This is a genomic window from Leptospira haakeii, assembly GCF_002812045.1.
GTDB classification, from domain to species: Bacteria; Spirochaetota; Leptospiria; order Leptospirales; family Leptospiraceae; genus Leptospira_B; species Leptospira_B haakeii.
This window is the reverse complement of sequence record NZ_NPEG01000002.1, coordinates 264,780-290,944: the sequence shown is the minus strand read 5'-3', so window position 1 is coordinate 290,944 and position 26,165 is coordinate 264,780. Positions and strand designations below refer to the sequence as shown.

Below are 26,165 nucleotides of genomic sequence, written 5' to 3'. Positions count from 1 at the left end.
CGGTTCGAAAGATTTCGAACTAATATCGGAAAGGATGGAAGAAGTGTCGAAGGACAAAATATTCAGATACGATAAATCCGACGATAGTCCTGGATTTTTGTTATGGCAGGTCACGAATCTTTGGCAGAGAGAGATCCGAAAGGTTTTGGAACCTTTGGATCTCACCCATGCTCAATTCGTTCTTTTAGCAGTTACACATTGGTTGGAACTCCACGAAGAGGAAACCACTCAGATCAAAATTGCGGATCGAGCTAAAACGGATCCTATGACTACTTCTACGGTTCTTCGGACTCTTGAGTCCAAAAAGTTAGTAAAACGTATCTCTCATGAAACTGATACCCGTGCAAAATTAGTGAAAACAACTTCGGAAGGACAGAAGGTCCTAAAACAAGCAGTGAAGGTGGTAGAAGATTTTGATGAGGCTTTCTTTTCCATTTTAGGCGGAAAAAGAAAAGATATGGTAACTGGACTGCAGATACTTTCTAGGAAATAGCAGAGAAGGTCCAAAGAGCCTTTCCAAAATGGTTCAGGCTCATTAACTTCGCGAGTGAGTTACTCTTTGTTTTTAAGTTTTTCCAGTTCTCGGATCAGTTCCTCTTTAGAAACATTCGGGTCCTGTTTTAATCTTCGGATGAGTTCGTCAGTGCTCTCTTTTTGGGATATTGTTTTAGTATCCACAACTCCGTCTAGAATTATAGAAGAGAACTTTTGGATACTAGGTGCAACAATCCCAGGTTTCATTTTATTCAATTCTACCACGGCTACATGTTCGAAAACTTCTTGTACTTGGCCAGGAAATTCAGCGATCTTGATTGGAGTTCCTGCAACTATATTATCTGTTGTGGAAAATAATGCGAAGAAGTTTTGTTTTCCTTCTGTTTGAGGAAACGCGTCCGCATCTAAAGGATATAATATTACTCCAGCAACTTCGTTATCTATGGTTTTTTTAAATTTTCCTAGATTGATGGAGATTCTACCTAAGAGCGGATTTCCTATCCTTCTATAAACGTCTCCGTTAGAGAATACGATGGAGTTTTTGTCTTGGGCAAGTTCTGCGGATCTTCCGGTTCCTTCTCCTATTAATTTGTTGAAATCTTTTACTTTCATAAAAGGTCCGAAAGAACGGACCGCCCAACTTTTAGGATCCGGCGAATTTTGGCCGTGATAATTCCTATGGAACTCTTTACCATTCGTTTCAAAAAATAAAAGTTCCTTATCGCTAGTTAGAAGTTTTCCAGTTTTAACTTTTAACTCCTCTCTGTTCTCGCTCACGCTAAATTGGAGTCTTGTTAATATTTGATGGTTGAATTCCATCTCTCCTTTTGCGGTGCGTCGGATCCAAAGAGTTTGTATTTTGATTTTTCCGTTTTCAAACCATTCTTTGGATCTTTCATTTACGTAAAATCCTGCCAGTTCTGGAATTGCCGGAGTGGGTTTACCTCTTAAACTATCTCCACAGTTTATGAGGATACTAAACAGGGTTAAGAGAATTACAGATATTTTGAAACGGTTTCGAAACATTTGAATTACGTTAGTTTTCTACCGAAAAGGGTAAAGAAAAAAAAGGAGATTCATATTATCTTGACAAAGTTGTCGTTTTCATAGACCAATGAGCGGATAAAAACGATGGATCCTGAGCCGACAGCTTTCCGATTTCAATATTTACTTTCTATAATTTTCTGTATCTTCTTAGTTTCTTGCTCCTCTGCGGATGCACCAGTTGCTCAAAAAGGGATTTTAGATTTAACCCATTGGGATTATAGGTCTACTCCCACATTTAATTTGCAGGGAGATTGGTCTTTTTTCCCGAATACATTCCAGCCTGATCCTAATATTGAAAAATCTCCAGAGTTCCGAAAAATCCCTGGGGTTTGGCCTGGCACCGGTTATGCACTTCTTAAGTTAAAAATACTTCTTCCGGAGAAACACGGGCGATTAGCGATCTATTCCAAACACCAGGCAACTGCTTTCGAAATTTTGATCAATGGTGTTTCTGCCGGTAGTTCTGGAAAACCGGGAACTAGTTTTGAGACAAGTGTTCCTGATAATAGGCCGGTTTATTATGAATGGGACGAGTCCACTAAGGAAGTGGATATTAGTTTCAAAATTTCTAATTTTCATCATAGGTTGACAGGACTTTGGTTCGATATCCGTTTCGGAGACGCAACGGCACTTTATAAAGAAACTCTAATACTTAGGGATTGGGATCTCTTTTTATCCGGGCTTTTTTTCATGTCCACAATCTATCACCTTGGTCTTTTCTTTCTGAGAAGACAGGATCGAACTCCTCTCGTATTTGCATTATTCTGTTTTTGTTTATTCCTCCGTATATTCGTGACTGAGGAAAAACTGATCCAATTCTATTTTCCTTGGGTAGAGTATCCTCTATCCATGAATTTGGAATATCTGACTATGTATGCTGCTTTGCCTTTGGGACTTCATTTTCTAAGGCATTCGTTTCCGGCGTATTTTCCTCGAAAATGGATGTTATTATTTTATCTAATCTCATTTACATTTTTATTAAGTACACTTTTCCCTTTTCCGATTCCTTCTTTGCCGGTCCCTTATTTTCAATATGTATTTTTAGGAGGGGTGGCATTTGCAATTGTGGTGCTTTTTAGGGCAATCATCCACAAAGAACAATATTCCCTTGTTATCGGATTTGCGATCTTGGCTTTGATCTTGGCCGGGATCTTCGATATGCTAGCCGCTAGACAGATCATATTCGCAAGATTTATTATTCCGATCGGATTGTTTGTGGCGATTCTTACCCAGACATTCATTCTTTCTTCCAGATACAGGGATCTATATAGAGAGAAGGAAAAACTTTCAGATCGCCTGCAACGTTTGAACGAAACTTACAGCAGATTTGTTCCTATCAGCTTTTTGGAATTTTTAGGAAAAGGAAATCTGGAGGATATGAGACCTGGAGATCAGATCAAAAAGGAGATGACCATCTTATTCGCGGATATTAGGTCATTTACCGAAATTTCAGAAAGCCTGGATTCTAAGGAAAGTTTCGAATTATTAAATTCTTATATTTCTGAGATGGAACCTCTTATTCATTCCAATCATGGCTTTGTGGATAAGTATTTCGGCGATGCAATCATGGCTCTCTTTCCCGAAAGTTCCGACGATGCAGTGAATGCCGCTATCTCTATGCAAAATCGTATTTTGGATTATAACCAAAGAAGAATGGACCAAGGAAATCGTGCGATTGGCGTTGGAATAGGGATACATACCGGTTCCTTGATGATGGGACTTGTGGGCTCCGGAGATCGTATGGAAAGTACAGTGATCTCTGACGCAGTTCATCTTGCCTCTAAGTTAGAAACTTTGAATAAATATTACGGTTCCAGCATATTGATCAGTGAAGATACGTATTCTAAATTAAAATCTCCGAACACTTTTTTACTTCGTAAATTGGACAAACTTAAGTTTAGAGGAAAAGCCGAACATAGAGCGATTTATGAACTCGGAGATCATTTAACTAAAACGGAAAAAGAAGCATTCCTGAAATCCAAAAGTAATTTTGAAAGGGGAGTCGAGCTGTTTTATTACGGGAAATATCTAGATTCAGGAGAATCTTTTAGAGAGGCTTTGAGGATTTACTCCGGAGACAGGGCCGCGAACTTATACTTAAAACGTTGCACTGAACAAATTTACGCTTCCAATATTAAAGTACAGCCCGGTCCGGATCTAGCTTAACATTAGATCATTCTCCGTTTAAAAACAAAGTTTCCTCTGCATCTTCTTGGGAATCCTCAGAAGCAGAATCTAATGACTTACGGACTTTTGCTCCTAGTTTTCGAATATTCTCCGCTCTTCCTAAAAGATTCCCTCTGCCGGATTTTAATTTTCCGAGAACAGCGTCATAGTTGTCCTTAGACTTATCCAAAGATTTGCCTAAAACTTCTAATGCGGTAACTATCTCTACGATCTTGTCGTACATCTTACCGGATTCTTCTGCGATCTGTTCCGAGTTTTTGTTTTGTTTTTCCTTTCTCCAAAGATTGGCGACCATCTTTAAGGAAACCATCAGGGTAGAAGGAGTGACGATCAGAATGTTTTTTGCGTATGCATCTTCTAAAAATTTAGGATCTGTTCGAACAGCTTCGTAATAAGAAGGTTCCACCGGTAGGAACATCAACACAAAGTCCAGAGATTCTATCCCATACAAGGATTGATAATTTTTCTTGTATAATCCGGAAACATGTTCATACAAACTTTTGAGATGTCTTTGTAGTGCTGCTTTTTTTATATCTTCCGATTCTGCAGAAGCATATTCCACGTAAGCGGTTAGAGAAACCTTAGAGTCTATCACGATTGATTTTCCAGAAGGAAGTTTGACGACTATATCCGGTCTTAGTCTTCCGTCTTCAGTTTGTATGGATTCCTGGGCGGTATATTCTCTTCCTTTTACAAGGCCGCTGTTTTGGAGAATATTTTCGAGTATTCCTTCTCCCCAGTCTCCTTGTGTTTTTGAATTTCCTTTCAGAGCGGACGCTAGACTTTTGGCGTCTTCAGAAAGTGTTTTATTCATTTCTAATAGATTATTGATTTGAGCCTTTAAGTTTGCCGTATCGTCCTTATGCTCTTTATGGGAAAGTTCTACTTTTACTCCGAACTTTTCTATTTCTTCCTTAAAAGGACGAAGTAGGTCATTCATCTTTTCGTGAGTTTGCTGGTTGAATTTTTGGGAATTATCTAACAGCGCCTGATTGGCTGCATGTTTAAATTTTTCGTCTAACTTGGACATTAGATCTTCGAATTCTTTCTTTTGGTTCTCCAATCTTTCTTTTAAAAGATCGGATTCCTTTTTCATGGCTTGGTAATAGCCGATTGCTTTTTCCGTTTTTTCAGAATTCTCTTTAAATTCTTTTTCTAACTGCTGGATCCTTTCCTTGGATCTTTGTTCAGATGTGAGAAGTCCCGCTCTTTCTAATTTTAACTTTTCGTGCTCATTCGGATTGATCCCAGACTCTTTGGAATAGAGAGCCTTTGCCAAGAAGAATGCTAGGCCAAAACCTATCAGAAGACCTGTGAGTAATACGATTGCAAATTCCATTTTGACTCCTTTTTGGAATTCGGTACAATTCAGGATACCATATTCCAGGATAGAATTTCCATTTTATAGAGACCCCGGACAAATCCGGGGTCTTTTGTTTTAATTTAGAAAATTAACGTTTTCCTTTTTTGCGAGAAGGGCCGCCTGAACCAGAGTTAGAACCTTTTCTTCCACCACCGCTGCTGCCGCCGCCACCACGATGGAATTGATTAGAGTTTCGGTTTTTATCCTTATGATCCCGTTTTCCCTTTTGTTTGGATTTTCCACCAAAACGTCTGTCACGATCATTACGAGAAGAACCTTCTTTTTCTCTGAATCCCCTTTGGTCTTGGTCGAAACGGGTACTTGCGTCGAATTTTTCTGACTTTTCTGCGAGGGCCAATTTGAATAGAGCCGCAGCTAAACGTTCTGCAGGAATTCCTTCCGAGGTAAGTTTTTTGACAAGTTTAGAATATTCAGAAACATCTCCTTCTTCTGAAACTTCCTTAACTATATGAGAAAATTCTAAAAATTTCTTTTCAGTGAGTTCTGCAATATCAGGGACTTTTCCGAGTTCCATTTCAAATTCGTGGTCTTCTCTGATCTTGCGTAATGTTTTGAAGTCTTTATTAGAAACAAAACTGAGTGCGAGCCCTTTTCTTCCAGCTCTTCCTGTTCTACCTATACGGTGAACATAGTCTTCAGAATCTCTAGGAATATCGTAATTGACTACAGCTTCTACATCGCTTACGTCGATCCCTCTTCCGGCCACATCCGTTGCCACAAGAACAGTTACAAGCCCAGAGCGGAATCCGGACATCACCTTGTTCCTTTGATTTTGGGAAAGATCTCCGTGTAATCCTTCGGCGAATATTCCTTTGGATTTTAGAAATTCCACTGTTTCGTCCACTCTGACTTTAGTATTACAAAATACTAATGAAGCTTTTGGGTTATGGAACTCTAATAGACGGATTAATGCCTCAGGTTTAAGGCCTTCTCTCATTTCAAAATAGATCTGCTGGATCTTAGGTCTGTCCGCTTTTCCACCTGTGACATCTACGATCTTAGGAGAATCTTGGAATTTTTTAGTAATTCCCATTACTTTTGCAGAAAGAGTAGCGGAGAATAGGATTGTTTGTCTTTCTTCGGGAACTTTTGCGAGGATGATTTCCATATCCTCTAAAAATCCCATATCTAACATTTCGTCCGCTTCGTCCAGGATCACCATTTTGATCCCATTTAGAACCAAGGTTTTGCGGTCCATATGATCCATGGTCCTTCCTGGAGTTCCAACGATTACTTGTGGTTTTCTTTTTAATGCCTTGAATTGTTTGGTGATATCGTCTCCACCATAGATTGCAGCTACTTCGAAATCTTCTTTATATTTTCCTAATTTTCTATATTCTTCCGCGACTTGGACTACCAATTCTCTGGTTGGGCAGAGTACTAATACTTGTGGAGATTGTTCTCCTTCTTCCAATATTTCTAAACTTGGAATTGCAAATGCGGCTGTTTTACCTGTTCCAGTACGGGAATGACCGATTACGTCTCTCCCAGAAAGAATGAGTGGAATAGCTTCGGATTGAATGGAAGAAGGTTCAGTAAATCCAAGATCGGATACTGCGTTTAAGACGTCCTCGGATAGTCCGAGTTCTTGGAATGTTTTTTTGGGTTTCAAAGATTGCTCCTGGGATGTCCGCGTAAATTTTTACGTTATCCCTACGAATATGCCTGTCTGGCTAAGAGCTTGGATCTTTATAGAATGGTCCTATTTAAACATAAAGGAAAGATTTAGGCTCTGGTATCGTTTCTTCCATGAATTCAAAGCGGCTTGTGCCGCATAGCATTAAAGGTCTTTTATTCCTTTCCAGCCTTCATATATTTCGACTTTAACTTAGTCGGAAACTTTTCAATCGCATATCTAAGCATTGTCCTAGGCATTTTGTGAGCATGTTTATCCAGAAAGTCAGTCTCAGGTTTTAAACTTCTATTACCAACTTCTCTTAGCATCCAACCCACTGCCTTATGAATAAGATCTTCTTTATCAGTTAAGAGGTTTTCTGCGATCTTTAAGGTATCCTTAAAGTCTCCATTACGAATGAAAGCATACGTGGAGATGATCGCGACCCTTCTTTCCCACATACTTTTAGATTTAACTAGTTCGTATAAGATGTCCCTTTTTTTATCTATAAGATAATCTCCGATCATTTCCCTGGAACTTAGATCTACAATGTCCCAATTGTTCACGTATTTTAAGTTTTTTAAATAGAATAGGTGCAGCTCTTTACGATCTTCCTCGGGAGTTTTTTGGAACTTCTCGCATAGTATAAAAAAACCTAAAAGTCTTTCTTCATGATACTTGGATTTTACGATTTTCTGAAGTTCGGATAACGGAATACCTCTGTATAATTTGGAAATTTTTCGAAGTGGTGGGACCTTTATTCCTAAAAATAGATCACCTTCTCCGTATTGCCCTTTTCCGGTTTTGAAAAATCGAGAGAGTATTTCGACCGCTTTTGGATCGGAGAATTTTCGGACTTCTCGGATCACTTCTTCTGCCCTGGAAGTTTCTCCTCCCAATAATTTCTTTTGGGATATCGATTTGGATTTGGGCATGGGACAAAATCTATTTTTGGCAGATGGGGAAGGCAAGCATTATAGAAGGACAAATGTCATGTTCTAAATCCCGGTTTTTGGGCTTGCCAGTTAGGAGGTCCAACAAATCCTAATTTTTAGGAAAGATCTAGTCTCGTATGAAACATAAACCTCTTCATAATATTTATAGTAAGGATATTCTAAAGAAAAAGATCGAGGCAGAGGATTTTAAGCGTACTACTATTTCCTTTTATAAATATGTGATTTTAGAAAATCCGGATCTTCTACGTAACGAATTATATAGAGAATGGGAATCTTTAGGGGTGCTCGGAAGGATCTATATAGCAAGAGAAGGGATTAACGCTCAATTATCTGTGCCTGAATTCAATTTTCAAAAATTCAGGGATTCAATAGATACAAGGAAAGAATTCAAAAACGTTCCATTCAAGGTCGCTGTGGAACAAAATTCTTATTCGTTCTTAAAATTGGATATTAGAGTTCGTAACAAGATCGTAGCGGATGGTCTTGCAGATGATACTTTTGACGTAACCAACGTGGGAACCCACTTAAACGCGGAAGAATTTAATAAAAAATTAGAATCTTCTGAAACTATCGTAGTGGATGTTCGAAATCACTACGAATCTGAGATAGGACATTTCGAAGGAGCGCTACTTCCTCAGGCAGATACATTTAGAGAGGAATTACCTCTGATCATAGATCTTCTGCAGGATAAAAAAGATAAGGAAATTGTAATGTATTGCACCGGAGGGATCCGATGTGAAAAAGCGTCCGCTTATCTGAAACATCATGGATTCCAAAATGTATATCAGTTGCATGGAGGGATTATTTCTTATGCTTCTGAAATTAAGGAGAAGGGACTGGACTCCAAGTTTAAGGGGAAAAATTTCGTGTTCGACGCAAGGCTCCAGGAAACCGTAGGAAATGAGATCCTAAGCGAATGCCACCAGTGTGATCAAAAATCTGCAAGGCATATCAATTGTGCAAATCCTGCCTGTCATATTCTATTCATCCAATGTTTGTCATGCGCGGAAAAATTCGATAATTGTTGCTCTATAGAATGCCAAAAGATCGCTTCTTTGCCTCTGGAAGAACAGAAAAAATTAAGAAAAGGTAAAGCAGCTTCCAACCAACATTTTTCCAAGTCCAAGATCAGACCTAAGGTTTTCGAACTTTACAAAGGAAAATAATTCGAATTTTATTTTCAATTCTCGGTAAAAAATAAAATTTCTTGTAACTTTAATTATTACAAGTTGTCTAAAAGGTATTATTCTGAAAATTGAGGCAAATAGTCTGTGAAAAATGTAGTATTGATCTTCTCGATCCTCCTAACGATCTTGAGTTGTAATTCTTCTTCGAAAGAAGAGAAAAATAAAAAGCTCGTTTTGGATTTTTATAAAATGGCTTTGATCGATCATAAACATCGTGAAGCCGCCGAGTTATATTTAACAGAGGATTATATACAGCATAATCCCCATGCGGCTACCGGTAGAAAGGCTTTTGTAGAGTTCTTTGACGGTTTTGCGTCCCAGGCCCCCCAAGCAAATACTGAAATTAAAAGAAGTTTTGCTGATGGGGATTTTGTCATTGTCCATGCTCATTTAAAAATCGATCCTAAGAGTAAAGGGATCGCAGTTGTGGACATTTTTAGGGTGGAAGGCGATAAGGTAGTGGAACACTGGGATGTACTCCAAGATATTCCGGAAGATCCAAAGAACGAAAATACAATGTTCTAATCGTATGAAGCTGAACCGAAAAAAATTCTTATTGGGAACAGTCGCAGCAATATTCGGTTCAGCTGCGATTTATAGATTTTTTAACAGTATAAAAGGAGAAAGAAAGATGGAAAAGTTACCGGTATTTTTTGTAGGCCATGGAAGTCCAATGAACGCTCTCGGACCGAATCCGTTAGCCGATTCATGGGCTGAATCTACGAAAGATTTTCCGGAACCTAAAGCAATCTTAAGCATTTCTGCGCATTGGTTTACGAAAGGAACATACGTTACTTCTAACCAATCTCCTCCTACAATTCACGATTTTTACGGATTTCCTCAGGAATTATTTGATGTGCAATATTCTGCGCCTGGAGATCCGAAGTTAGCAGAAGAACTTTCAAAATCAAAAGATGCACAAGTGATCCAGGACGATTCTTGGGGATTGGATCATGGGACATGGAGTGTCCTTAGGAATATGTATCCTAAGGCGAATATTCCGGTAGTTCAATTGAGTTTAGATGCCACTAAATCCGGAGAATGGCATTACGAATTTGCGAAGTCTTTATCTAAGCTGCGAGAACAAGGTGTTTTGGTTTTGGGAAGTGGTGACCTGGTCCATAACTTACGTCTTTATGATTGGAAAAACCAAGACAAGGCGCATGATTGGGCTTTAGATGCAAATGAAACATTCAAGGATCTGATCCAGAAAAGAGATTGGAAAAGCCTCGCGAATTACCAAAAATTAGGGACTGCAGTGCAGATCGCAATTCCTACACCTGAACATTATTTTCCGATGTTATATGCTTTGGCATTGGCGGAGGAAAAAGAAGAGATCCATTTTTACAATGATATCATCCAGAGTTCGGTATCTCTAACTAGCATGAAGATCAGTTAGGATCTACTTTTTTTAGGAATTCGATCGCGTCTTCTAAACGATCGTCTCCCCAGAATAATTCTCCGTTTACAATAAAGCTCGGAGCTCCAAAAATCCCTAAGCTCCGGGCTTGTTCCGTATTTTCTCTCAGTTTCTTTTTGTTTTCCTCCGACTCGGAATAGGATAATATATTTTCGGGATCTTGTCCTAAGGATCTTAAGATCATCGAAAGAACAGAAACATCTGAAATATCCTGATCTTTGGAAAATTCTACTTTAAAAACTTCTAATATAAAATCATAAATCCAAGGTTTGTCCAGATTTGCTATTGTGATCCTTGCCGCTTTTAATCCGTTTTGAGGAAAAATACCTGGTTTCAAAAAAGGGAGCCCGTATTTTGCGGTCCTTCTTTCTAAATCTTTCCACATGTATTTTCCTTTAGTTGGATAGAGGTTAAAAGGAGAATCGGACATTCCTTGGTCTTTAAAGATCGGCCCTAATAGAAAAGGTTTCCATTCGAGTTGGATACCTTCTTTGTCGGCTAAGGATTTGATCCTTCCTGTAGTTAAGTAAGAATAGGTACTGGCAAATTCGAACCAGAAGGAAAGAATCGGCGAATTTTTCTCGCTCATACAGATATTACGATCTTAACTTGTTTTCTCTCTTCCCCAAATAGCAGCTAAGAAAAGCCCACTAATCAAATGCCATACTCCCCACCAAGCAGCGATGAGTGCCATGGATCCGATTCCTTGGAAAAATGTAAAAATTAAGATAAGTCCTAACCCCGAGTTCTGGAGTCCTGTTTCTAAAGAGATCGTTTTTCTTTCTTTGTGAGCAAGGCCTGCGATCCAAGAGGCAAGATATCCTACTGTTAAAGCGGAGCCGTTATGAAGAAGAACCAGCCAAAACAAAACAGGTCCGAAGTCCACGAAGGATTTCCAGTTACCAACAAATGCGATCAATATAAAAACGCCTAATAGGACCGTAGAACCAATCCTCATAGGCTTTTTTAAAGAAGAAGCGACCTTAGGAAGAAAACGATTCGTTAGTGCTCCTAAAATTAAAGGTAAGACCAATATTAGAAAAATAGAAAGGAATACATCAACTGGATTTAAGCTAATCTCTTTTAATCTATCTGCGGCAGGAGAGTATAGTTTTCCCCAAAAGAAAAAGTTAAATGGAGTAAAAAACCAAGCTAGAACCGTAGTAGTTGCAGTTAACGAAATAGAAAGAGGGACATTTCCTTTCGCTAGAAGGCTGATAAAATTGGACATATTCCCGCCGGGGCAGGCTGCCACTAAGATCATTCCTAAAGCCAAACCTGGGTGAGGTTTTAGAATATAAAGTAATCCTACAGTGATCGCAGGTAATAATACTAATTGGGAAAATAGACCTACAATTGCCGCTTTAGGTTGTTTTCTTAAGTTCGTAAAATCGGCGATCGTTAATTCTAAAGAGATTCCATACATGATCAGTCCCAAACAGATATTCAGGACAAAAAGTCCTCCTGGACTGAAATTCAATCTGACTAAATCGTAATCTTGCATGTATTTCCCTCAGCAGACGAATAATCCGCTGCCGTTTAATATTTTAGATTTTTTTAAACTATATTTTAGTCCGTCCAGGTGACTAAAATTTCCCTTGGGCCGGAGAATGGTAATCTTCCGTGGGAAACGGAATAATTGTCTATCAAAAGAACGTCCCCTTTTTGCCAGGAGAATATGGATAAGTGTTTCCAGAATGTCCGACTCACCTTACCGATTTCAGAAACGCTGATCTCTGAATCGTCTCCGAAAATTACATTCGTGTCTTGGTCTTTCGGTTCCACTAACTTCTTCTTTAAGAATGTAAGAACGTATAGAACTCCCGCTAGGATAAAGCTTCGGATAGTTCCTTGCTGTTTTAGGATTTTTGCATATTCTAATCTTGCCGCGTCTTGGTGGAATACCTGACTATGATTGTGCCATGCCTTTGTTTTGGCAATGGGGTGCTTACGGACTGCAACTTGCTTATTGGTGAGTTTTAGGCCATCTTCCGGTAGCCATTCCACTTGGAATCTTTGCTGCGCGGCAATCTTCTCTACTTGTTTTTTCTCCTTGGTAGAGAACATCTCGTCCCAACGTTTTGTTTTCCAAAGATTATAACGAGAAGCATTCGGTCCGTCGTATTTACGGATATATTTTACTCCTTTAGTTTCGAACTTCTTCAATAGATCGGGATCCAGGTCTTCGTATATTTTTCGTAGGTCTGCGATCGGAGTTTCTCCATGTGCATTAGGTGCAACAGCGCAGAAAAACATAAGTTTACGAGGAGGTTTGTCCAAAAAACTCATCTCAGCGTGTTGCATGATTGGATAATGAGGAGGAAGTTCACTCGCTGTATGGACAAACTGAGTAACTTTGTTTCTGGGAGAAGTTCCTAAATAGTCCGTCTTTAAGTTTTTGTCCAAGCTGAGAGCAACGTCTTCGAATTCTTGGGCGGAAGAAATTTGAAAACCTCTGAATAATACTGCGCCGTATTCTAATAGATCAGCTTCGATTGATTTTTTATTTTTAGAGATCCATGCAGGTAAAAATCCGGACTCTAAAGCGTTCGTGTCTCCGGGGCCATAAATTCTGGGAAGTTCTTTACCAGGGAAAAAAGATCTTTCGACCCGGCCTATACCTTTCGGCTTAGTTTTGTTAGCGGAAACTTTCTTAATTGCGGATTTGCCAGATCGGGAAATTGTATTTGTTTTCATAGAGGCTCTCCCGTTAGAGAATGAAAACTTTTATAAAACCGTAGAGGGGAAAGGCAAGTCTTTTCATCTTCTGAACTAGAGGTCGGTTTAATGAAGCTTACCATTTTTAGTTAAATCCAGTTTCCACTCTTGTAGGAATTCCTACAAATCCGTCTTGATTCGATGGCTTCTTCTAAAATACGTATACCATGAGTTCTATTGTAATTCGTTCGGAAGATCCTAAAGTTGAGATGGCATGGTTTTGCGATCTCTGTAACGGTGACTACGAATATCTGGGAATCCCAGATCCAAAACTAAGATCCAGTTTCGAACATTGTGCTGAGATCATCCGAGTCGCCGATGAGCTCGGTTACCAAAATATTCTTCTTCCTTCTTCTTACCAAGTGGGGCAGGACACTTTGACATTCGCCGCTGCAGCTTCTCAATTTACTAAAAACATTTCATTACTCACTGCGGTTCGTTGTGGGGAAATACATCCTCCAATGCTAGCTAGAACCATTTCCACATTGGATCATATGTTAAAAGGAAGATTAAATATTAATATTATTTCATCCGATCTTCCCGGTACGATCCGAGATTCGAAAGAAAGATATAAGATCTCTAAAGAAGTTATAGAAATATTAAAACAATCCTGGACTAAGGATGAGATAGATTTCCAAGGAGAATTTTATAAGATCAAATTGAGTTCTGATCCTTCTAAATCTTACCAGACAAATGGAGGGCCTTTGTTGTACTTCGGAGGAATTTCTGAAGATGCAAGGCAACTCTGCGCAGAATATTGTGATGTTTTTTTAATGTGGCCAGAGACGGAAGAAAGATTGGCCGACACTATGAAAGATCTGAGCGAGAGAGCGAAGATCGCTGGAAGAAAAATTGATTTCGGTTTAAGAATCCATGTGATCGTGAGAGATACCGAAAAAGAAGCAAAAGATGCAGCTTCCAGATTATTATCCAAATTGGATCTACAAAAAGCAGAAGAACTAAAACATAGGGCCTTGGATTCTAATTCAGCCGGAGTCAAAAGACAAGACGAACTTAGAAAGAATGCAGGCTCCGATCTATTCATAGAACCTAATATTTGGTCCGGCATAGGTCTTGCCAGATCAGGTTGTGGTTCGGCAATTGTAGGAACTCCCGAACAGGTATTAGAAAAAATTCATAGATATATAAATATGGGAATTAGAGCATTTATACTCTCGGGATATCCTTTGATGGATGAATGTAAAATATTCGCAGAAAAAGTACTCCCCCATATACAAACAGTTTCTTTACCTAAAGCCCAAGGAAGAATTCCGGATAGAGAACCGGTGACTCCTTTAACAACTGGAGAAAGAAAATGAAAATTTCACTTTCTAAAGAAGGCCCAAGTTTTTCCAGATTAGTCTATGGTTGTTGGAGACTACATACAGATCCCAAAGGATCAGGTGCTGATCGAATTTTAGAAAAGATAGAAGTTTGCCTGGAATCAGGGATAGATACTTTCGATCATGCGGATCTCTACGGAGAATACGGAAATGAAGAGAAATTCGGCGCAGCATTAAAGTCCAGACCTGGGCTAAAAGAGAAGATCAAGATAGTCACTAAGGCGGGAATCCAGCTTCCTGGGCCAAATCGTCCCGGGATTTCGGTGAAACATTACGATACATCGGGAGATTATTTGATCGGTTCTGCGGAAAATTCATTAAGAAAACTGAATATAGATAAAATAGACCTACTTCTGATCCATAGGCCTGATCCCTTGATGAATGCGGATGAGATCGCAAAAACCTTTAAATCTCTAAGAGAAAGTGGAAAAGTTTTACATTTCGGAGTTTCAAATTTCACTCCTTCCCAATTCTCACTTTTGCAGTCCAGATTGGATTTTCCTTTGGTTACAAACCAAGTGGAGTTCCATCCATTTTTTCCAGATCCTTTAACAAATGGAGTATTCGATCAGGCCCAAGAATTGCACATTAAGCCGATGATCTGGTCCCCAACTGCTGGCGGTAGGGTTTTCCAGCCTAAAACGGAACAAGAAACTGTTTTATATAAAACATTAGAAGAGTTCGCAAAGAAGAAGGATACAACTATTGATGCTGTATTATTCTCTTGGTATTTATTCCATCCAGCACAATTGGTCCCAGTTTTGGGGACGAATGAGCCGGATCGTATTAGATCCGCCACAAAATCATTTCAAGTTACGCTAGAAAGAGAAGAATGGTTTCAAATTTTAGAAGCAGGAACAGGTAAACGAGTTCCTTAATATAAAAAAATGACCATATAAGAAATTTCTAATTAGAATATAATACTTATATTTATACTGCCCGTTCGATATCAAAACGGAGAACGAAAAATGAAAATCGAACTAAGCAGAAAGGGAATCCCCCTTTTGACAGGAATTTTATTATTCCTGCTCAATTGTAATGGGGAAAAGGTTATAAACACGGAAAGTTTACTGGGACTGATCCAGAAGCCGGACCAAACTAAAATTGGCACAAGCTATTCGGATCTGGCAGTTATCGATACTGTAAATGGGACCGGAACATTCTCTTTACTCACTTATAATGTGGCAGGACTACTGGAACCTTTTTCCAGTTCGAATCCTAGTGAGAACACTCCTTATATGGGGCCTTTAATGACCCCATTCGATCTGATCCAAGTCCAAGAAGATTTTAATTATCACGCAAGTTTGTATGCAAATGATGTACATCCTTATAGATCCGCCACAAGCGGGGGAATGGGAATAGGCGATGGTTTAAATACTCTCTCCTATTTTCCATTTTCGGATTTCCAGAGAGTGGATTGGGATGCTTGCAACGGAACTGATTGTTTAACTCCTAAGGGATTTACTTTAGCAAGGCATAAAGTTGCCCCAGGAGTGTTCTTGGACGTGTATAATTTGCATACGAACGCGAGTACGGAAACTGCGGATCTTGCCGCAAGAAGGTCGAATGTATTACAAATTCTGAATTTTATAGAATCCAATTCCGCAGGGAATGCAGTGATCGTGATGGGAGATACGAATACAAGATACACTAGATCTGGAGACAATATCAGAGAATTTATCAATCATGGATTTACGGATGTTTGGATCCAATTGGTCAGAGGAGGATCTTATCCCACGCAAGGAGCAGATGCTTTGATGGATTGTGAAGGTCATAGAACAAGTGCGGGATGTGAGGTAGTCGATAAAATATTCTATCGTGGTAATTCCTATATTTCCTTGTCCCCTAGTTCTTATTTGATAGAGGATTCGAGATTTGTACATCCTGTAACTGGGGTTCCACTTTCGGACCATTACGCTGTCTCTTCTACATTCAATTATTCTCTTTTGCAGAATTTATTGTATAGTGATGCATTTGGTGGGCCGCATGGGACTGCATTCAACGATGCGAATTCTCTACCTTCTTCTCCAGCTACATCTAAATTAAGTTTAAGATCAGGATCTAGAGTCGATGCAGTTTCTTTACAATTAACGAATGGAACAATGTTGAGCCATGGAGGTACAGGAGGAAGTTTGCAAACTTTAACCCTAGGAGCCGCAGAGTATTTAGACCAAGTAAAACTTTGTAGTGGGCAAAAAAATGGCCAAACCCGTATTTTTTACGCTCAATTTCATACGAACCTAGGGAGGTTTCTCACGGGAGGATCCAGCACCTCTAGTTGTACTACATATACTGCACCTAATGGTTGGGGAATTGTAGGATTTCATGGAAGAAGCGGGGATGAAATTGATAAACTGGGTGTAATCTTTGCTCCCGTTCTATAAATGACGGAAAGTATTTAGGTCGAACATTCGATAAAAATCGAAGAAATAAAAAGCGATCCATTTGTTTCTAATAGAAAGTTTCCTAAATATGTCCGAGGTTCGATGCAGGACGTATAGGTTTTTTAGGAGAAATGAATGTTTCGCTTTCTAACTTCAATCTTAATCGTATCTTTTCTTTTCGTCTGTAAGGCCGAAAATTCTCAAAAACAATCTGAAGATCTTTCGGACTTACGCTCTAGATCCGCGTCGGCTCCAATGCCTTCTGCAGATGAACAACCAATGCAAGAGGCCGAGAAAAAAGTGGCCGGCAAGGCAGGTGAAAGGGAAGAAGCACCAGAGGATCAGGTCAAGACCTTTGCCACTCCTAAAATCGGAAACTTAAAGATAGGTCGCCTTTTAGAATATAAGGTAGATCTAAATTTCGAGACCAAGGATTTTATTGCCGCTCGAAAATTCTTATTAGAACTTTCAGGCAAGTATGGATTCGTTCAGAGTGAAAGCCTTCAAAATTGGGGAGGAGATACTGAACCAAGTATGACAGCTATTATTCATGTAAAATCTTCAGATCTATATCAGGTTTTGATGGAATTGGAAAAAATAGGAACTCTCACTTCTGAAAATATCCAAGTAGAAGATCATACTGAAAATTATACATTAGAACAGATCCATGCCAAAAGAGAGAAGATCAGGATAGCTCGAAGAACAGATCTCGGTGCCAGATCCACTCCACGAAATGCAGCTGAGATCGAAGAGCTTATCGGACAATCCGAAGATTCTGCTGACTCTGCTGAATTCGAAAAATGGAAAATTATGGATAGAGTTACTTGGGCAAAGATCAGCATTCATATGTATGGTCCTAAAAAACCAAAGGCAGTCGAAGTTCCTAGTTTTGGAGATGCATTTATTGATCTGGCTAGTCTCGGATTAAAACTAATACTTTCTTTGATCTATATTATTCCTTTGGCATTGATTGCTTTCGGGATTTTCTATCTGGTAAAGTTTGCCAGAAATAAATGGTTCAAATAAATTAAGAAAATATAAAATATAACCAAAGGGTCGTAGAGATCAAAAGTCCTGCGGCCCATATATCATTCCTGAAAAATCCTCTAACTCTATGGTTTTTAGGAAAACGTTTTGCTTTATGTAAGGAAATCCCTAAAAAGAATAAGCCTGAAAAAACAAAACTTGTCCAAGCACATGTTTTCGCATCTAAACCGAATCCAACTCTGGAATATACGACAAGTCCGAGAGCAAGTAAAAAGATGAACGCTAAATAGAACGTTCTTATTGGAATTCCGATATAAAGCCCAGGTTTTGATCTATTCTCACTTTCATTCTTAGAAAAAATTAAACTTAATAGAACCTGGGACAATATCCCAAAAATAGACACGATAAACACTCTATGCAGAAAATTTAATTTTTCTCCGAATCCGGCACGAATTTCAGGGATTCCGGACGATAGAATCGAATACAGAAAAGGTAGAGAAATGGATAGGACCGGGCAGATCAGTATTGTGATCCATGCAGCTTTTGAATTAGATCTTTTCCAGAAAACTCCGACTAAAAATACGGAAAGTAATCCTAAAGTGAAATGAGCACTTTGACCAGAGATCTCTAAGAAAAAATTCCCTTTTGAGTTTGGAGTATAAGTAAATAATGCCAAAAAGATAGTTAAGGCAGAGAAGAAGAGTAGGAACATTCTACCTACGCGAACTACTTCTTCGTCTTCTAATTTTTCTCCGAAAAACTTTTTCCCTAAGCGAGTCTCTTTCGTTTTGGAGTAAAAATCAACAGTGAATAATGTTGATGCTGAGTTTAACATAGAATCTACTGAAGAAAAAATAGCTCCTAATAGTCCTGCGAGTATCAATCCTCCAAAACCATAACCACTCGGAACGACTATGGACACTAATCTTGAAAATGCTTCGTCTGGATCTACTTCAGAGACTAAATTCGTTTGGTTCCAAAGATGATAGGCAGCAACTCCAGTAAGCACTGTGAAAAATGGAATGATTAAAGTTAAAAAACCATCTCCTAAGATCCCGGCCCTTGCTTCTCTTAAACTTTTAGCGCCTAAAGTCCTTTGGACAATGAATTGGCTCGTTCCCCAATAGAATATATGCAGAAAAAATAATCCGGTCAGAGCTCCCGTCCAAGGAAGAGAGGAGTGATCGCTCGGTAAAAATAGATCCATTCTTTTTTCAGATGCAGAGGTTATAGCTTCTTTGGCCCATAAACCTTCCCAGCCTCCTACTGCAGGATGTTGGATTGTGAGATAAGCGAGTAAAACTCCGGCGAGTAATATTAGAACGGATTGGATTACATCCGTATAGACAACCGCTTTTAGTCCGCCAAACCAAGTATAGGCGGTAGAAAAGATCCCGAGTAACAGTACACCTTCTGCATATCCTAAATTCTCCCATCCTAGATCTTTCCAGAAAGGGAGAAGTGATCTTGATCCTATATACAGTCCTGCGGCAAGTTGGATTGCGATTAATACCAGAAGTATTCCTGAATATAGAAGTTTAGAAGATTCTCCATATCTATTCCCTAAAAATTGGGAGAGAGTGAAAATTTTTTTCCTTCTATACAATGGAAGAAATATATAAGAAAGAAGTAATAAAGCAGGAATGGCTCCCCACATATAGTTACTTTGAGCAAAGCCTACAGAGTAACCTATTCCAAGCATACCTACGATATGGTTTGCAGAGACATTTGTTCCAAAAAGAGAACCCGCCACTCCCCACCATGGAAGAGACCTCCCTCCTAGAAAATAATCCTCTCCTGAGTTTTCTTTTCGGCCTACGTAAAATCCTACTCCTAAGACCAAACCCAAGGTTGATAGGAAAATGACTGCGTCAATATAGTTAAACACCTGATATATCTCGAGGACCACCTTTAGAAGGATTTGCCGAAACACAAGTATTCCAAATTATTTTGTTTCCGGGGAAACCCTGGTTTTTAGCCTAGAAAAAAACGGTCTGGGGATAAAGATGCCGACTCTGGAAGAAGCTCAAAAAGAAATTATCGCCGAGTTTTCGGAAGCTGCAGATTGGGAAGAAAGATACCAGATGCTGATCGAGATTGGTGACGAGCTTCCTGTATTGGCCCCGGAATTAAAAACGGAAGATCGGCTGGTGCCAGGTTGCCAGTCCAGAGTTTGGGTTGTCCCGGAAGAAAAAGAGGGCAAATTATTTATCCAAGCCGACAGTGATTCTGCGATCACAAAGGGAATGATCGCATTATTATTAAGAGTTTTTTCCGGAAGGACAAAAGAAGAGATCAAGTCTGCTTCTTTGGAATTTTTGAAAGAGATCGGTTTGGACAAACATCTTTCCATGAGCCGACGTAACGGACTTTATTCCATGGTAAATAAGATTAGAAGTTTCTAAAGTAAAGAATAGGTTAGATTCCCGGCAATTTTGCCCTACCAATCCGAAGAAGAGCCGCCCCCACTAAAGTCTCCACCGCCTCCGCTAAATGAATCGCTCGAAGAATCACTGGAAGAAGAGGAACCCCAGTCGGATGATCCCGAGCTCCAAGAACTCCAACTTCCGGAAGACCAGTTTCCGCCACTGCCTCCGGAACTTTTGGCCGCTATATATATAATACAAAGAAGAACAAAGAATATAACGAGAAGTGGAAGCATAGTTTCAAGAGAGAATCCTAAAATACCTCCGAACCAATATCCTGCATAAGTCGCAGCCCCCGCTTGCAGGATGCTGAACATTTTCCTGAGAAAGATACCTGCAAGAATTCCGATGACGACTAGGGCTCCGATATAATATCCGAAATTGTCCTCTTCTTCGGAGGATTCGTATCCGGTATGAGTCTCCGGTTCAGGTAAGGTTTCTCCGTCGATAAGTCCTATCACCTTATCGATCCCAGTTTCAATACCCTCGAAATATTTTCCCTCTTTGAATAAAGGTCTGACGAACTCGGTTTGGATCCGTTTGCTACTGAAATCGGTAACGGCTCCTTCGAGTCCGGTTCCTACCTCGAATCTCATCTTGCGATCGTTTTTTGCTATGAGAAAGATGAAACCATCGCCTATTTTTTTACGACCTATCTTCCATTGTTCTGCAAGTCGGATGGAATAATCCTCTATGGGCTCTTCTCCCGTTGTGGGGATCATCACGATAACCACTTGGCTTCCTTTTCTTTTTTCAAAGGCCTTTAGTTTGGACTCTAAGGAATCGGTTTGCTCGGAAGTTAGAGTTCCTGTCAGATCGGTGACCCTATGTTCGAGTTTAGGTATCGAAATAGGATCTGCAAAAAGTGGGCCGATACAAAGGCAGAGAAGAGAAAGAAAAATCCGTTTCATATTATTATATTCCGAAAATGTAAAGTACTAATAGCCCTATCACTTGATATAGGGTTCATCAGGCAGCTCATTCGGATTATGTTTTCCGGCAGGGAAGTGGCGGCTTAGGTCCACGGTAAGTTCGGAGATCCCGAGTAAAATGGCTTCTTTAGGTTTTCCGGATCGGAAACCTTCTCCTATTTTGGAAGCAATCGAGTCCAATCGGTTCTGTCCGATTTTTTTGTAGATCCCGCGATCTGCCAGTATATGGATCTTCTTTTCGGATAATAGAAGGTAAATTAAAATTCCGGAATTTTCTTCCGTATCCCAAACCTTAAGGAACGAAAACATCTCGATCGCCTTTTTTTCGGAGGTTACGTTTTGTAAAATTTCCAAGGCCGAGAGTCTGGATTCTATACAAATACGGAGTTCTCCCCTATGCTGAGATTCAGACTTTTTCACTGCCTGGCTAAGTTCTTCCCGATCGGCTTTGCTGAAATATCTTCCAAGAGGGCTTAAGAATACGGATTCACTAAGACCTACAGTAAGATTTCTTAATATTCTATTAAATTTATTCATATGATTACCAACTGGATGAGGCCCCGCCTCCACCGAAACTTCCTCCCTTTCCTCCCTGGAAAGGGACTTTTTCTTCCGGCGGAGAGGACGAGCCGGAACCAGAGTAAGAAGAGCGTTTAGATGGGGGGTCATCCTCTTCCTTTTCTTCTCGTCTTCTGCTCCCGGAATCATCCGACCAGATAGAACGATTATCCGTGACTGGATGCCGTTTTTGATAATCTTCGAGATATCGTGCGATTGCTTTTCGATATTTGAATAGAAGAAAGGCCAAAATAGGATTGAATACGAATAAGATAAGAAAAAGGAAAGTCGAGCCATCTTCCTTAGGTTCTTCCTTTTTTTCGAATACACGGAAATCTTCCGGATTCGGAGGAGGTAAGGGTTCTCGATTGATACGTCTGAAGAGTTCGTTTATCCCAGCATCGATCCCTTCGTAGAATTTTCCCTTCTTAAATTTCGGGACCACATATTCTGTTTGGATTTGTTTTGCTTTGGCATCCGAGACGGCAGCTTCTAAACCGCGTCCTATTTCGAATCGAAATTTGCGATCGTCTTTAGCGATCAAAAAGATCACGCCGTCGTCGATATTCTTTCTGCCTATCTTCCAAGATTCTGCAACCCGTATGGAAAATTCTTCGATGGTTTCTTCCGCGGTGGTGGGCACGATCAATACTACGATCTGGGCACCCTTTCTTTTTTCGAATCTGCCTAACTTGATTTCCAAATCTGAAATTTCGGAAGAGGAGAGTGTGTAGGTTTGGTCCGTCACTCTTCCTTCTAAATCCGGAATAGGGACCGTTTGGGAAAAAACCGGTCCGGTTATAAATGTGAATAGAAGAAATGCCCAGATTCTCTTCATAGAACTTAGTAGTGATAAGATTTAGAATTCGACCTTAGGTGGTTTGGAAATTTCTGCCTCGTTCTCTACAGTAAAGCTAGGCTTCGGCCCGTATCCTAAAGCTTTGGCAGTGATCACGTTCGGAAAAGTTCTTACGGTGATATTAAATTCCTGAACCGATTTGATATACCGGTTTCTCGCAATCGCAATTCTGTTTTCGGTTCCTTCTAATTGCGCCTGCAAATCCCGGAAATTTTCGTTGGATTTCAATTCCGGATATTTCTCTACAATGATCATAAGTCTAGATAGAGCGGAACTCATTTGGCCTTGTACCTTATTGAATTGCGCAAATAACTCAGGGTTATTCAGAATTTCGGGAGTGGCCTGAACTGATCCCACGCTGGCTCTCGCCCTGGTTACCTCGATCAGTACTTCTTTTTCCTGTGCCGCGTATCCTTTTACGGTATTCACGAAATTCGGAATCAGGTCGTTTCTTCTTTGGTATTGGTTTAATACCTCGGCCCAGGCCGCCTTGACCTGTTCGTCTTGTATTTGGATTTCATTATAGCCGCAGGAATTTGCGAATAGAGAGAAGAAAAGGACCAGCTTAAAAATAGCGATCTTGCGAAAAATTGAAAAAGTGCCTTGGGACATTCCCACCTCCGACCAGCGGAATTCTGTAAGGAAAACGTCCCTTGGCAATCGGTTTTTTCTGACAACATTCCGTTTTATGCCGCCTCTTTTGGGAAATTTTCGTGTTTTTCCAAGGCTCTTTTGCGGATTTCTTCGATGAGTTTGTCTGCGAGCATTTCGGCAAGAGCAGATATTTTTTCTTGGTTGATCGAGTTTCTATATTTGGTTTTCATTGGCGCCTCCTTGTGGTCCGTATATAAAAATACAGCGGGCCCCGGACAAATTGGGCGGGCAGAAAATAAAAAAATCGGGAAAATTCCCCGACTGCCACACCCGATAATAAATAGAAAAATGGCAAGGGCCGCCTGGTACGAATGGAATTGGATTACAAAACCCGACTCGAGGAAATCGAGAAGGTAGACGGTTATTTTCGTAGGTCCCCGGAAGGGATCTGGTCCTACGAGTTGGATTCTCCTCTAGATATCACTCTTCCAATAGAGGAACAGTGCAAATTGATCTATGAGAATGCAAGACTCACTCATTGCAACGATACCATGGCAAGGATCTATGGGTATCATAACGCAGAAGAGATCAAAGGTGTTCTTTTAAAAGATCTTGTTGGACCGACTAATAAGATGAATATATTCGGTATTAACGAATTTATTCGTTCCGGTTATAAGATACACGATAGCGAATCTGAAGAGATAGATCGAAGAGGAAAACGTAAATATTTTTTAAGCACTGCTTTGGGTGTAGTGGAGAATGGGTTTTTACTTAGAGCTTGGGGAGTGCAGAAGGACGTAACTTCGATTCGTGCTGCGGAATCCAGGCTGAAAAGAACAATCGCTTTAGAAAGTTTACTCACACAACTCTCCCGATATTTTTTAAGTGTAGAACCGGGAAACACCACTGATGCCGTGAATCATGCTTTAGGTGAACTCGGAAAATTCTGCGGAGCAGATCGAGCGTTTTTATTTTTATACACTCATGCAGGCCTTACCATTTCTAATACGAATGAATGGTGTGCTGATGGAATAGAACATAGGATCCATCTATTACAAAATCTTCCTATAGAAACATTTCCTAAATCGGATTACGATACAATTAGTAATAAGGGTCATATCGTTTATGATTCTTTGGATAATGTTCCTTCTACACATGCTTCCTTAAGAAATCTTTTGGAAAGAAGGGGAACTCGTTCTTTAGTAGTGGTAGGTCTTTCCTCAAGGGACGAAGAACTTGGTTTTATCGGATTTGATTCGGTAAAAGGTCAAAAACTTTGGACGGAAGAGGATATCTATGTCCTCAGACTGGTAGGCGACTTGATCGTTCTGGCATTCGATAGACAAAAAAGAGAATCAGATCTGAATGATTTTTATGAAAGAATGAACCATGATCTGGAATTAGCCCGTCTCACACAAAGATCCTTAGTCTCCAGAGAATTTCCTAGTTCACCTTTTTATAAAATGGATAGTTATTTCCGCCCATTCGAAAAAGTGGGAGGTGATATTATAACGTATATTCAACATGAGAACGGTGTGTTGGATATTTTATTCGGAGATGTTTCCGGTCATGGGATCTCTTCTGCAATGGTTTCCGGAATGGCAGTCCTTTCTTTTAGGCATCATGCAAAAGCAGGTCTTTCTCCTGCAGAAGGTATCCAACAATTTGTAAAAGATCTAAAACCGATGGTGGTAGAACACCATATTGCTGCAGTATGGGCCAGGTTTTTTCCATTAGAGAAGAAGCTCGTCTATTCTTATGCTGGTCATCCTCCTATTGTAGTATTTAGGGGTGAAGAGAAGATGGAATTGAAAGGTATGAATCTTCCTCTTCTAATCTTTGATTCTATAGAATATTTTAATGAATCTATAAAATTACAAAAAGATGATAGAATAGTATTCTATTCCGATGGAATGTATGAGGTATTCAATGCGGAAGGTAGAATTTTGGATCTTCCGGGTTTTCAAGACATACTTCTTCAGCATAGAGATCTTGGGAATTTAGATGAATATTTGGATCAGGTTGTCTCCGATGTATTCCAATTTTCAGAAGGTGTTTTCGGAGACGATATGGCAATGCTTGTGATTGATATCAAAGGTTGAGGAGTTTTTACTCCAAAGCCTTTTTCTTTCTTCCTAACAAAAACACTCCTGAAAGAACGATAACTGTTCCGACCACATTTTCCCAGGTGATGATCTCTCCTAAGAGAATTGCTGCTAAAAATAAAGTAAAGACCGGGCCAACACTTCCTGCGATGGATGCCTTATTGGAACCTATCCTTTGGATACCGGCTGTAGTTAAGAATGCGGGAACTACCGTAGTCAAAAATCCTAAGGCAAATCCATAACCATAGACAGGCAAAGGTTGTTGTATTAGGATTTCATAATTTTTGGTGAAGAAGAAATGAATTAATACAAAAACTCCAGACCAGATCATCAAAAGTGCGGTGAATTTTCGAGAACCAAGTTTAGGGATCATCTGCCCGCTTCCTATTAAATAGACTGCGTAGGCTAAAGCAGAAAGAAACACTAGGGTTGCTCCGATCCAAGCGGATTTTCCTTGGGCTTCCGCGTCAGGTAAAAATGCCAATAATATGCCTGAGTATGTGAGAGCCACGGAGTAGATCTCGATCTTGTGAACCTTCTTCTTTAAAAAAACAAAACCTAAAAGAAGAACAAGTGCAGGGAATGTAAATAGGACAAGTCTTTCCATAGAGGCGGATAAGTATTCTAAACCCCAGAAATCGAAAAAACTAGCCATATAATAACCGATGAATGCAAGTAAAACTACGATCGCATAATCTTTTTGAGAGATTGGTTTGTCCGAACTTTTCCTGGATTCTTGGTATAGAACAAATGCAAAGAATGGGATGGCAAATATCATTCTGAGTGCAAGAACTGTGACTGAATCTATTCCAAATTTATAAACTAGCTTTACGATCACTCCTTTAGAGGAGAATAATACTGTTCCTGCTAGAGCGTATAGATAACCTAAGGTTTCTTCACTGAGTCCGGCAGATGAATGTTCCTTAGTTTTCTCGGAAGTTTGGCTCATTCTTCCAGGTTTTTATAAG

The 26,165-nt window shown here is 39.8% G+C and carries 25 protein-coding genes; 11 read left to right on the top strand and 14 right to left on the bottom strand.

The window, feature by feature from the left end; genetic code table 11:
- The first annotated feature begins 22 nt into the window (after positions 1-22).
- Positions 23-493, top strand: a complete 471-nt coding sequence (locus tag CH377_RS19845) for a MarR family winged helix-turn-helix transcriptional regulator (RefSeq protein WP_423789928.1) — start codon at positions 23-25, stop codon at positions 491-493.
- A 59-nt stretch (positions 494-552) separates the two neighbouring features.
- Here the strand turns inward: CH377_RS19845 and CH377_RS06800 are convergent, their stop codons facing one another.
- On the bottom strand, positions 553-1,521 hold the full coding sequence (locus CH377_RS06800; RefSeq protein ID WP_100723033.1) for an LIC12353 family lipoprotein: 969 nt from the start codon (positions 1,519-1,521) through the stop codon (positions 553-555).
- Positions 1,522-1,626: 105 nt separating this feature from the next.
- Here CH377_RS06800 and CH377_RS06795 point away from each other — a divergent pair, with 105 nt between their 5' ends.
- A complete protein-coding gene (locus CH377_RS06795) occupies positions 1,627-3,708 on the top strand; it encodes an adenylate/guanylate cyclase domain-containing protein (RefSeq protein ID WP_100723032.1) in 2,082 nt (693 codons plus the stop codon).
- A gap of 7 nt (positions 3,709-3,715) precedes the next feature.
- On the opposite strand, the gene CH377_RS06790 is transcribed toward CH377_RS06795, so the two are convergent.
- The 3 genes from CH377_RS06790 to CH377_RS06780 form a co-directional block, all read right to left on the bottom strand.
- Positions 3,716-5,068, bottom strand: coding sequence for a DNA recombination protein RmuC (locus tag CH377_RS06790; RefSeq protein WP_100723031.1), 1,353 nt, complete (start codon positions 5,066-5,068; stop codon positions 3,716-3,718).
- Between the two features lie 112 nt (positions 5,069-5,180).
- On the bottom strand, positions 5,181-6,725 hold the full coding sequence (locus tag CH377_RS06785; RefSeq protein ID WP_100723030.1) for a DEAD/DEAH box helicase: 1,545 nt from the start codon (positions 6,723-6,725) through the stop codon (positions 5,181-5,183).
- Positions 6,726-6,904: 179 nt separating this feature from the next.
- Positions 6,905-7,663 (bottom strand): DNA alkylation repair protein, encoded by a 759-nt coding sequence (locus CH377_RS06780; RefSeq protein WP_100723029.1) that lies wholly within the window; start codon positions 7,661-7,663, stop codon positions 6,905-6,907.
- Between the two features lie 137 nt (positions 7,664-7,800).
- Between CH377_RS06780 and trhO the strand changes: the two genes are divergently transcribed.
- From trhO to ygiD, 3 genes are all read left to right on the top strand, one after another.
- Complete coding sequence (gene trhO / locus CH377_RS06775) at positions 7,801-8,850, top strand: oxygen-dependent tRNA uridine(34) hydroxylase TrhO (RefSeq protein WP_100723028.1); 1,050 nt, start codon at positions 7,801-7,803, stop codon at positions 8,848-8,850.
- Positions 8,851-8,955: 105 nt separating this feature from the next.
- Positions 8,956-9,396, top strand: coding sequence for a nuclear transport factor 2 family protein (locus CH377_RS06770; RefSeq protein WP_243402007.1), 441 nt, complete (start codon positions 8,956-8,958; stop codon positions 9,394-9,396).
- Between the two features lie 4 nt (positions 9,397-9,400).
- Positions 9,401-10,270 (top strand): 4,5-DOPA-extradiol-dioxygenase, encoded by an 870-nt coding sequence (gene ygiD, locus CH377_RS06765; RefSeq protein WP_100723027.1) that lies wholly within the window; start codon positions 9,401-9,403, stop codon positions 10,268-10,270.
- On the opposite strand, the gene CH377_RS06760 is transcribed toward ygiD, so the two are convergent.
- The 3 genes from CH377_RS06760 to CH377_RS06750 all read right to left on the bottom strand — a co-directional run bounded on the left by CH377_RS06760 (position 10,263) and on the right by CH377_RS06750 (position 12,988).
- Entirely contained in the window at positions 10,263-10,880 is a 618-nt protein-coding gene (locus CH377_RS06760; protein ID WP_100723026.1) for a 2-hydroxychromene-2-carboxylate isomerase, read from the bottom strand. The genes ygiD and CH377_RS06760 overlap by 8 nt on opposite strands.
- 15 nt (positions 10,881-10,895) lie before the next feature.
- Entirely contained in the window at positions 10,896-11,795 is a 900-nt protein-coding gene (locus CH377_RS06755) for a bile acid:sodium symporter family protein (RefSeq protein WP_100723025.1), read from the bottom strand.
- Between the two features lie 65 nt (positions 11,796-11,860).
- Positions 11,861-12,988 (bottom strand): TauD/TfdA family dioxygenase, encoded by a 1,128-nt coding sequence (locus CH377_RS06750; protein ID WP_100723024.1) that lies wholly within the window; start codon positions 12,986-12,988, stop codon positions 11,861-11,863.
- 188 nt (positions 12,989-13,176) lie between these two features.
- Between CH377_RS06750 and CH377_RS06745 the strand changes: the two genes are divergently transcribed.
- The 4 genes from CH377_RS06745 to CH377_RS06730 all read left to right on the top strand — a co-directional run bounded on the left by CH377_RS06745 (position 13,177) and on the right by CH377_RS06730 (position 17,762).
- Entirely contained in the window at positions 13,177-14,328 is a 1,152-nt protein-coding gene (locus tag CH377_RS06745; RefSeq protein ID WP_100723023.1) for an LLM class flavin-dependent oxidoreductase, read from the top strand.
- Complete coding sequence (locus tag CH377_RS06740) at positions 14,325-15,230, top strand: aldo/keto reductase (RefSeq protein ID WP_100723022.1); 906 nt, start codon at positions 14,325-14,327, stop codon at positions 15,228-15,230. The genes CH377_RS06745 and CH377_RS06740 overlap by 4 nt, the downstream gene beginning before the upstream one ends.
- Positions 15,231-15,320: 90 nt before the next feature.
- Complete coding sequence (locus CH377_RS06735) at positions 15,321-16,736, top strand: jacalin-like lectin (protein WP_100723021.1); 1,416 nt, start codon at positions 15,321-15,323, stop codon at positions 16,734-16,736.
- 135 nt (positions 16,737-16,871) lie between these two features.
- Positions 16,872-17,762, top strand: coding sequence for a DUF4349 domain-containing protein (locus CH377_RS06730; RefSeq protein ID WP_100723020.1), 891 nt, complete (start codon positions 16,872-16,874; stop codon positions 17,760-17,762).
- A 1-nt stretch (position 17,763) separates the two neighbouring features.
- Here CH377_RS06730 and CH377_RS06725 read toward each other — a convergent pair whose 3' ends face one another.
- A complete protein-coding gene (locus tag CH377_RS06725) occupies positions 17,764-19,611 on the bottom strand; it encodes an SLC5 family protein (RefSeq protein ID WP_243402006.1) in 1,848 nt (615 codons plus the stop codon).
- Positions 19,612-19,729: 118 nt separating this feature from the next.
- Between CH377_RS06725 and CH377_RS06720 the strand changes: the two genes are divergently transcribed.
- A complete protein-coding gene (locus tag CH377_RS06720) occupies positions 19,730-20,128 on the top strand; it encodes a SufE family protein (protein WP_100723019.1) in 399 nt (132 codons plus the stop codon).
- A 35-nt stretch (positions 20,129-20,163) separates the two neighbouring features.
- Here the strand turns inward: CH377_RS06720 and CH377_RS06715 are convergent, their stop codons facing one another.
- The 5 genes from CH377_RS06715 to CH377_RS19680 form a co-directional block, all read right to left on the bottom strand.
- Positions 20,164-21,060, bottom strand: coding sequence for a TPM domain-containing protein (locus tag CH377_RS06715; RefSeq protein WP_100723018.1), 897 nt, complete (start codon positions 21,058-21,060; stop codon positions 20,164-20,166).
- A 39-nt stretch (positions 21,061-21,099) separates the two neighbouring features.
- The gene (locus CH377_RS06710) at positions 21,100-21,618 is read right to left on the bottom strand and encodes a TPM domain-containing protein (RefSeq protein WP_100723017.1); all 519 of its coding nucleotides are present in this window, start codon (positions 21,616-21,618) and stop codon (positions 21,100-21,102) included.
- A 4-nt stretch (positions 21,619-21,622) separates the two neighbouring features.
- Positions 21,623-22,477 carry a TPM domain-containing protein gene (locus CH377_RS06705; protein ID WP_100723016.1) on the bottom strand — a complete coding sequence of 285 codons (855 nt, stop codon included), beginning with the start codon at positions 22,475-22,477 and terminating at the stop codon, positions 21,623-21,625.
- 21 nt (positions 22,478-22,498) lie between these two features.
- Positions 22,499-23,110 carry a LemA family protein gene (locus CH377_RS06700; protein ID WP_100723015.1) on the bottom strand — a complete coding sequence of 204 codons (612 nt, stop codon included), beginning with the start codon at positions 23,108-23,110 and terminating at the stop codon, positions 22,499-22,501.
- Between the two features lie 74 nt (positions 23,111-23,184).
- On the bottom strand, positions 23,185-23,322 hold the full coding sequence (locus CH377_RS19680) for a hypothetical protein (protein ID WP_165780466.1): 138 nt from the start codon (positions 23,320-23,322) through the stop codon (positions 23,185-23,187).
- Between the two features lie 141 nt (positions 23,323-23,463).
- On the opposite strand from CH377_RS19680, the gene CH377_RS06695 reads away from it, so the two are divergent.
- A complete protein-coding gene (locus CH377_RS06695; protein WP_100723014.1) occupies positions 23,464-25,194 on the top strand; it encodes a SpoIIE family protein phosphatase in 1,731 nt (576 codons plus the stop codon).
- A gap of 7 nt (positions 25,195-25,201) precedes the next feature.
- On the opposite strand, the gene CH377_RS06690 is transcribed toward CH377_RS06695, so the two are convergent.
- Positions 25,202-26,146: a DMT family transporter gene (locus tag CH377_RS06690; RefSeq protein ID WP_100723013.1), complete on the bottom strand. Its 945-nt coding sequence runs from the start codon at positions 26,144-26,146 to the stop codon at positions 25,202-25,204.
- Between the last annotated feature and the right edge of the window lie 19 nt (positions 26,147-26,165).

What these genes read in the sequence shown, in the direction of transcription:
- CH377_RS06800 (WP_100723033.1), bottom strand. Translation starts at nt 1,521, where the DNA reads ATGTTTCGAAACCGTTTCAAAATATCTGTAATTCTCTTAACCCTGTTT.
- CH377_RS06795 (WP_100723032.1), top strand. Translation starts at nt 1,627, where the DNA reads ATGGATCCTGAGCCGACAGCTTTCCGATTTCAATATTTACTTTCTATA.
- CH377_RS06790 (WP_100723031.1), bottom strand. Translation starts at nt 5,068, where the DNA reads ATGGAATTTGCAATCGTATTACTCACAGGTCTTCTGATAGGTTTTGGC.
- CH377_RS06780 (WP_100723029.1), bottom strand. Translation starts at nt 7,663, where the DNA reads ATGCCCAAATCCAAATCGATATCCCAAAAGAAATTATTGGGAGGAGAA.
- trhO (WP_100723028.1), top strand. Translation starts at nt 7,801, where the DNA reads ATGAAACATAAACCTCTTCATAATATTTATAGTAAGGATATTCTAAAG.
- ygiD (WP_100723027.1), top strand. Translation starts at nt 9,401, where the DNA reads ATGAAGCTGAACCGAAAAAAATTCTTATTGGGAACAGTCGCAGCAATA.
- CH377_RS06760 (WP_100723026.1), bottom strand. Translation starts at nt 10,880, where the DNA reads ATGAGCGAGAAAAATTCGCCGATTCTTTCCTTCTGGTTCGAATTTGCC.
- CH377_RS06755 (WP_100723025.1), bottom strand. Translation starts at nt 11,795, where the DNA reads ATGCAAGATTACGATTTAGTCAGATTGAATTTCAGTCCAGGAGGACTT.
- CH377_RS06750 (WP_100723024.1), bottom strand. Translation starts at nt 12,988, where the DNA reads ATGAAAACAAATACAATTTCCCGATCTGGCAAATCCGCAATTAAGAAA.
- CH377_RS06745 (WP_100723023.1), top strand. Translation starts at nt 13,177, where the DNA reads ATGAGTTCTATTGTAATTCGTTCGGAAGATCCTAAAGTTGAGATGGCA.
- CH377_RS06740 (WP_100723022.1), top strand. Translation starts at nt 14,325, where the DNA reads ATGAAAATTTCACTTTCTAAAGAAGGCCCAAGTTTTTCCAGATTAGTC.
- CH377_RS06735 (WP_100723021.1), top strand. Translation starts at nt 15,321, where the DNA reads ATGAAAATCGAACTAAGCAGAAAGGGAATCCCCCTTTTGACAGGAATT.
- CH377_RS06730 (WP_100723020.1), top strand. Translation starts at nt 16,872, where the DNA reads ATGTTTCGCTTTCTAACTTCAATCTTAATCGTATCTTTTCTTTTCGTC.
- CH377_RS06720 (WP_100723019.1), top strand. Translation starts at nt 19,730, where the DNA reads ATGCCGACTCTGGAAGAAGCTCAAAAAGAAATTATCGCCGAGTTTTCG.
- CH377_RS06715 (WP_100723018.1), bottom strand. Translation starts at nt 21,060, where the DNA reads ATGAAACGGATTTTTCTTTCTCTTCTCTGCCTTTGTATCGGCCCACTT.
- CH377_RS06710 (WP_100723017.1), bottom strand. Translation starts at nt 21,618, where the DNA reads ATGAATAAATTTAATAGAATATTAAGAAATCTTACTGTAGGTCTTAGT.
- CH377_RS06705 (WP_100723016.1), bottom strand. Translation starts at nt 22,477, where the DNA reads ATGAAGAGAATCTGGGCATTTCTTCTATTCACATTTATAACCGGACCG.
- CH377_RS06700 (WP_100723015.1), bottom strand. Translation starts at nt 23,110, where the DNA reads ATGTCCCAAGGCACTTTTTCAATTTTTCGCAAGATCGCTATTTTTAAG.
- CH377_RS19680 (WP_165780466.1), bottom strand. Translation starts at nt 23,322, where the DNA reads ATGAAAACCAAATATAGAAACTCGATCAACCAAGAAAAAATATCTGCT.
- CH377_RS06695 (WP_100723014.1), top strand. Translation starts at nt 23,464, where the DNA reads ATGGAATTGGATTACAAAACCCGACTCGAGGAAATCGAGAAGGTAGAC.
- CH377_RS06690 (WP_100723013.1), bottom strand. Translation starts at nt 26,146, where the DNA reads ATGAGCCAAACTTCCGAGAAAACTAAGGAACATTCATCTGCCGGACTC.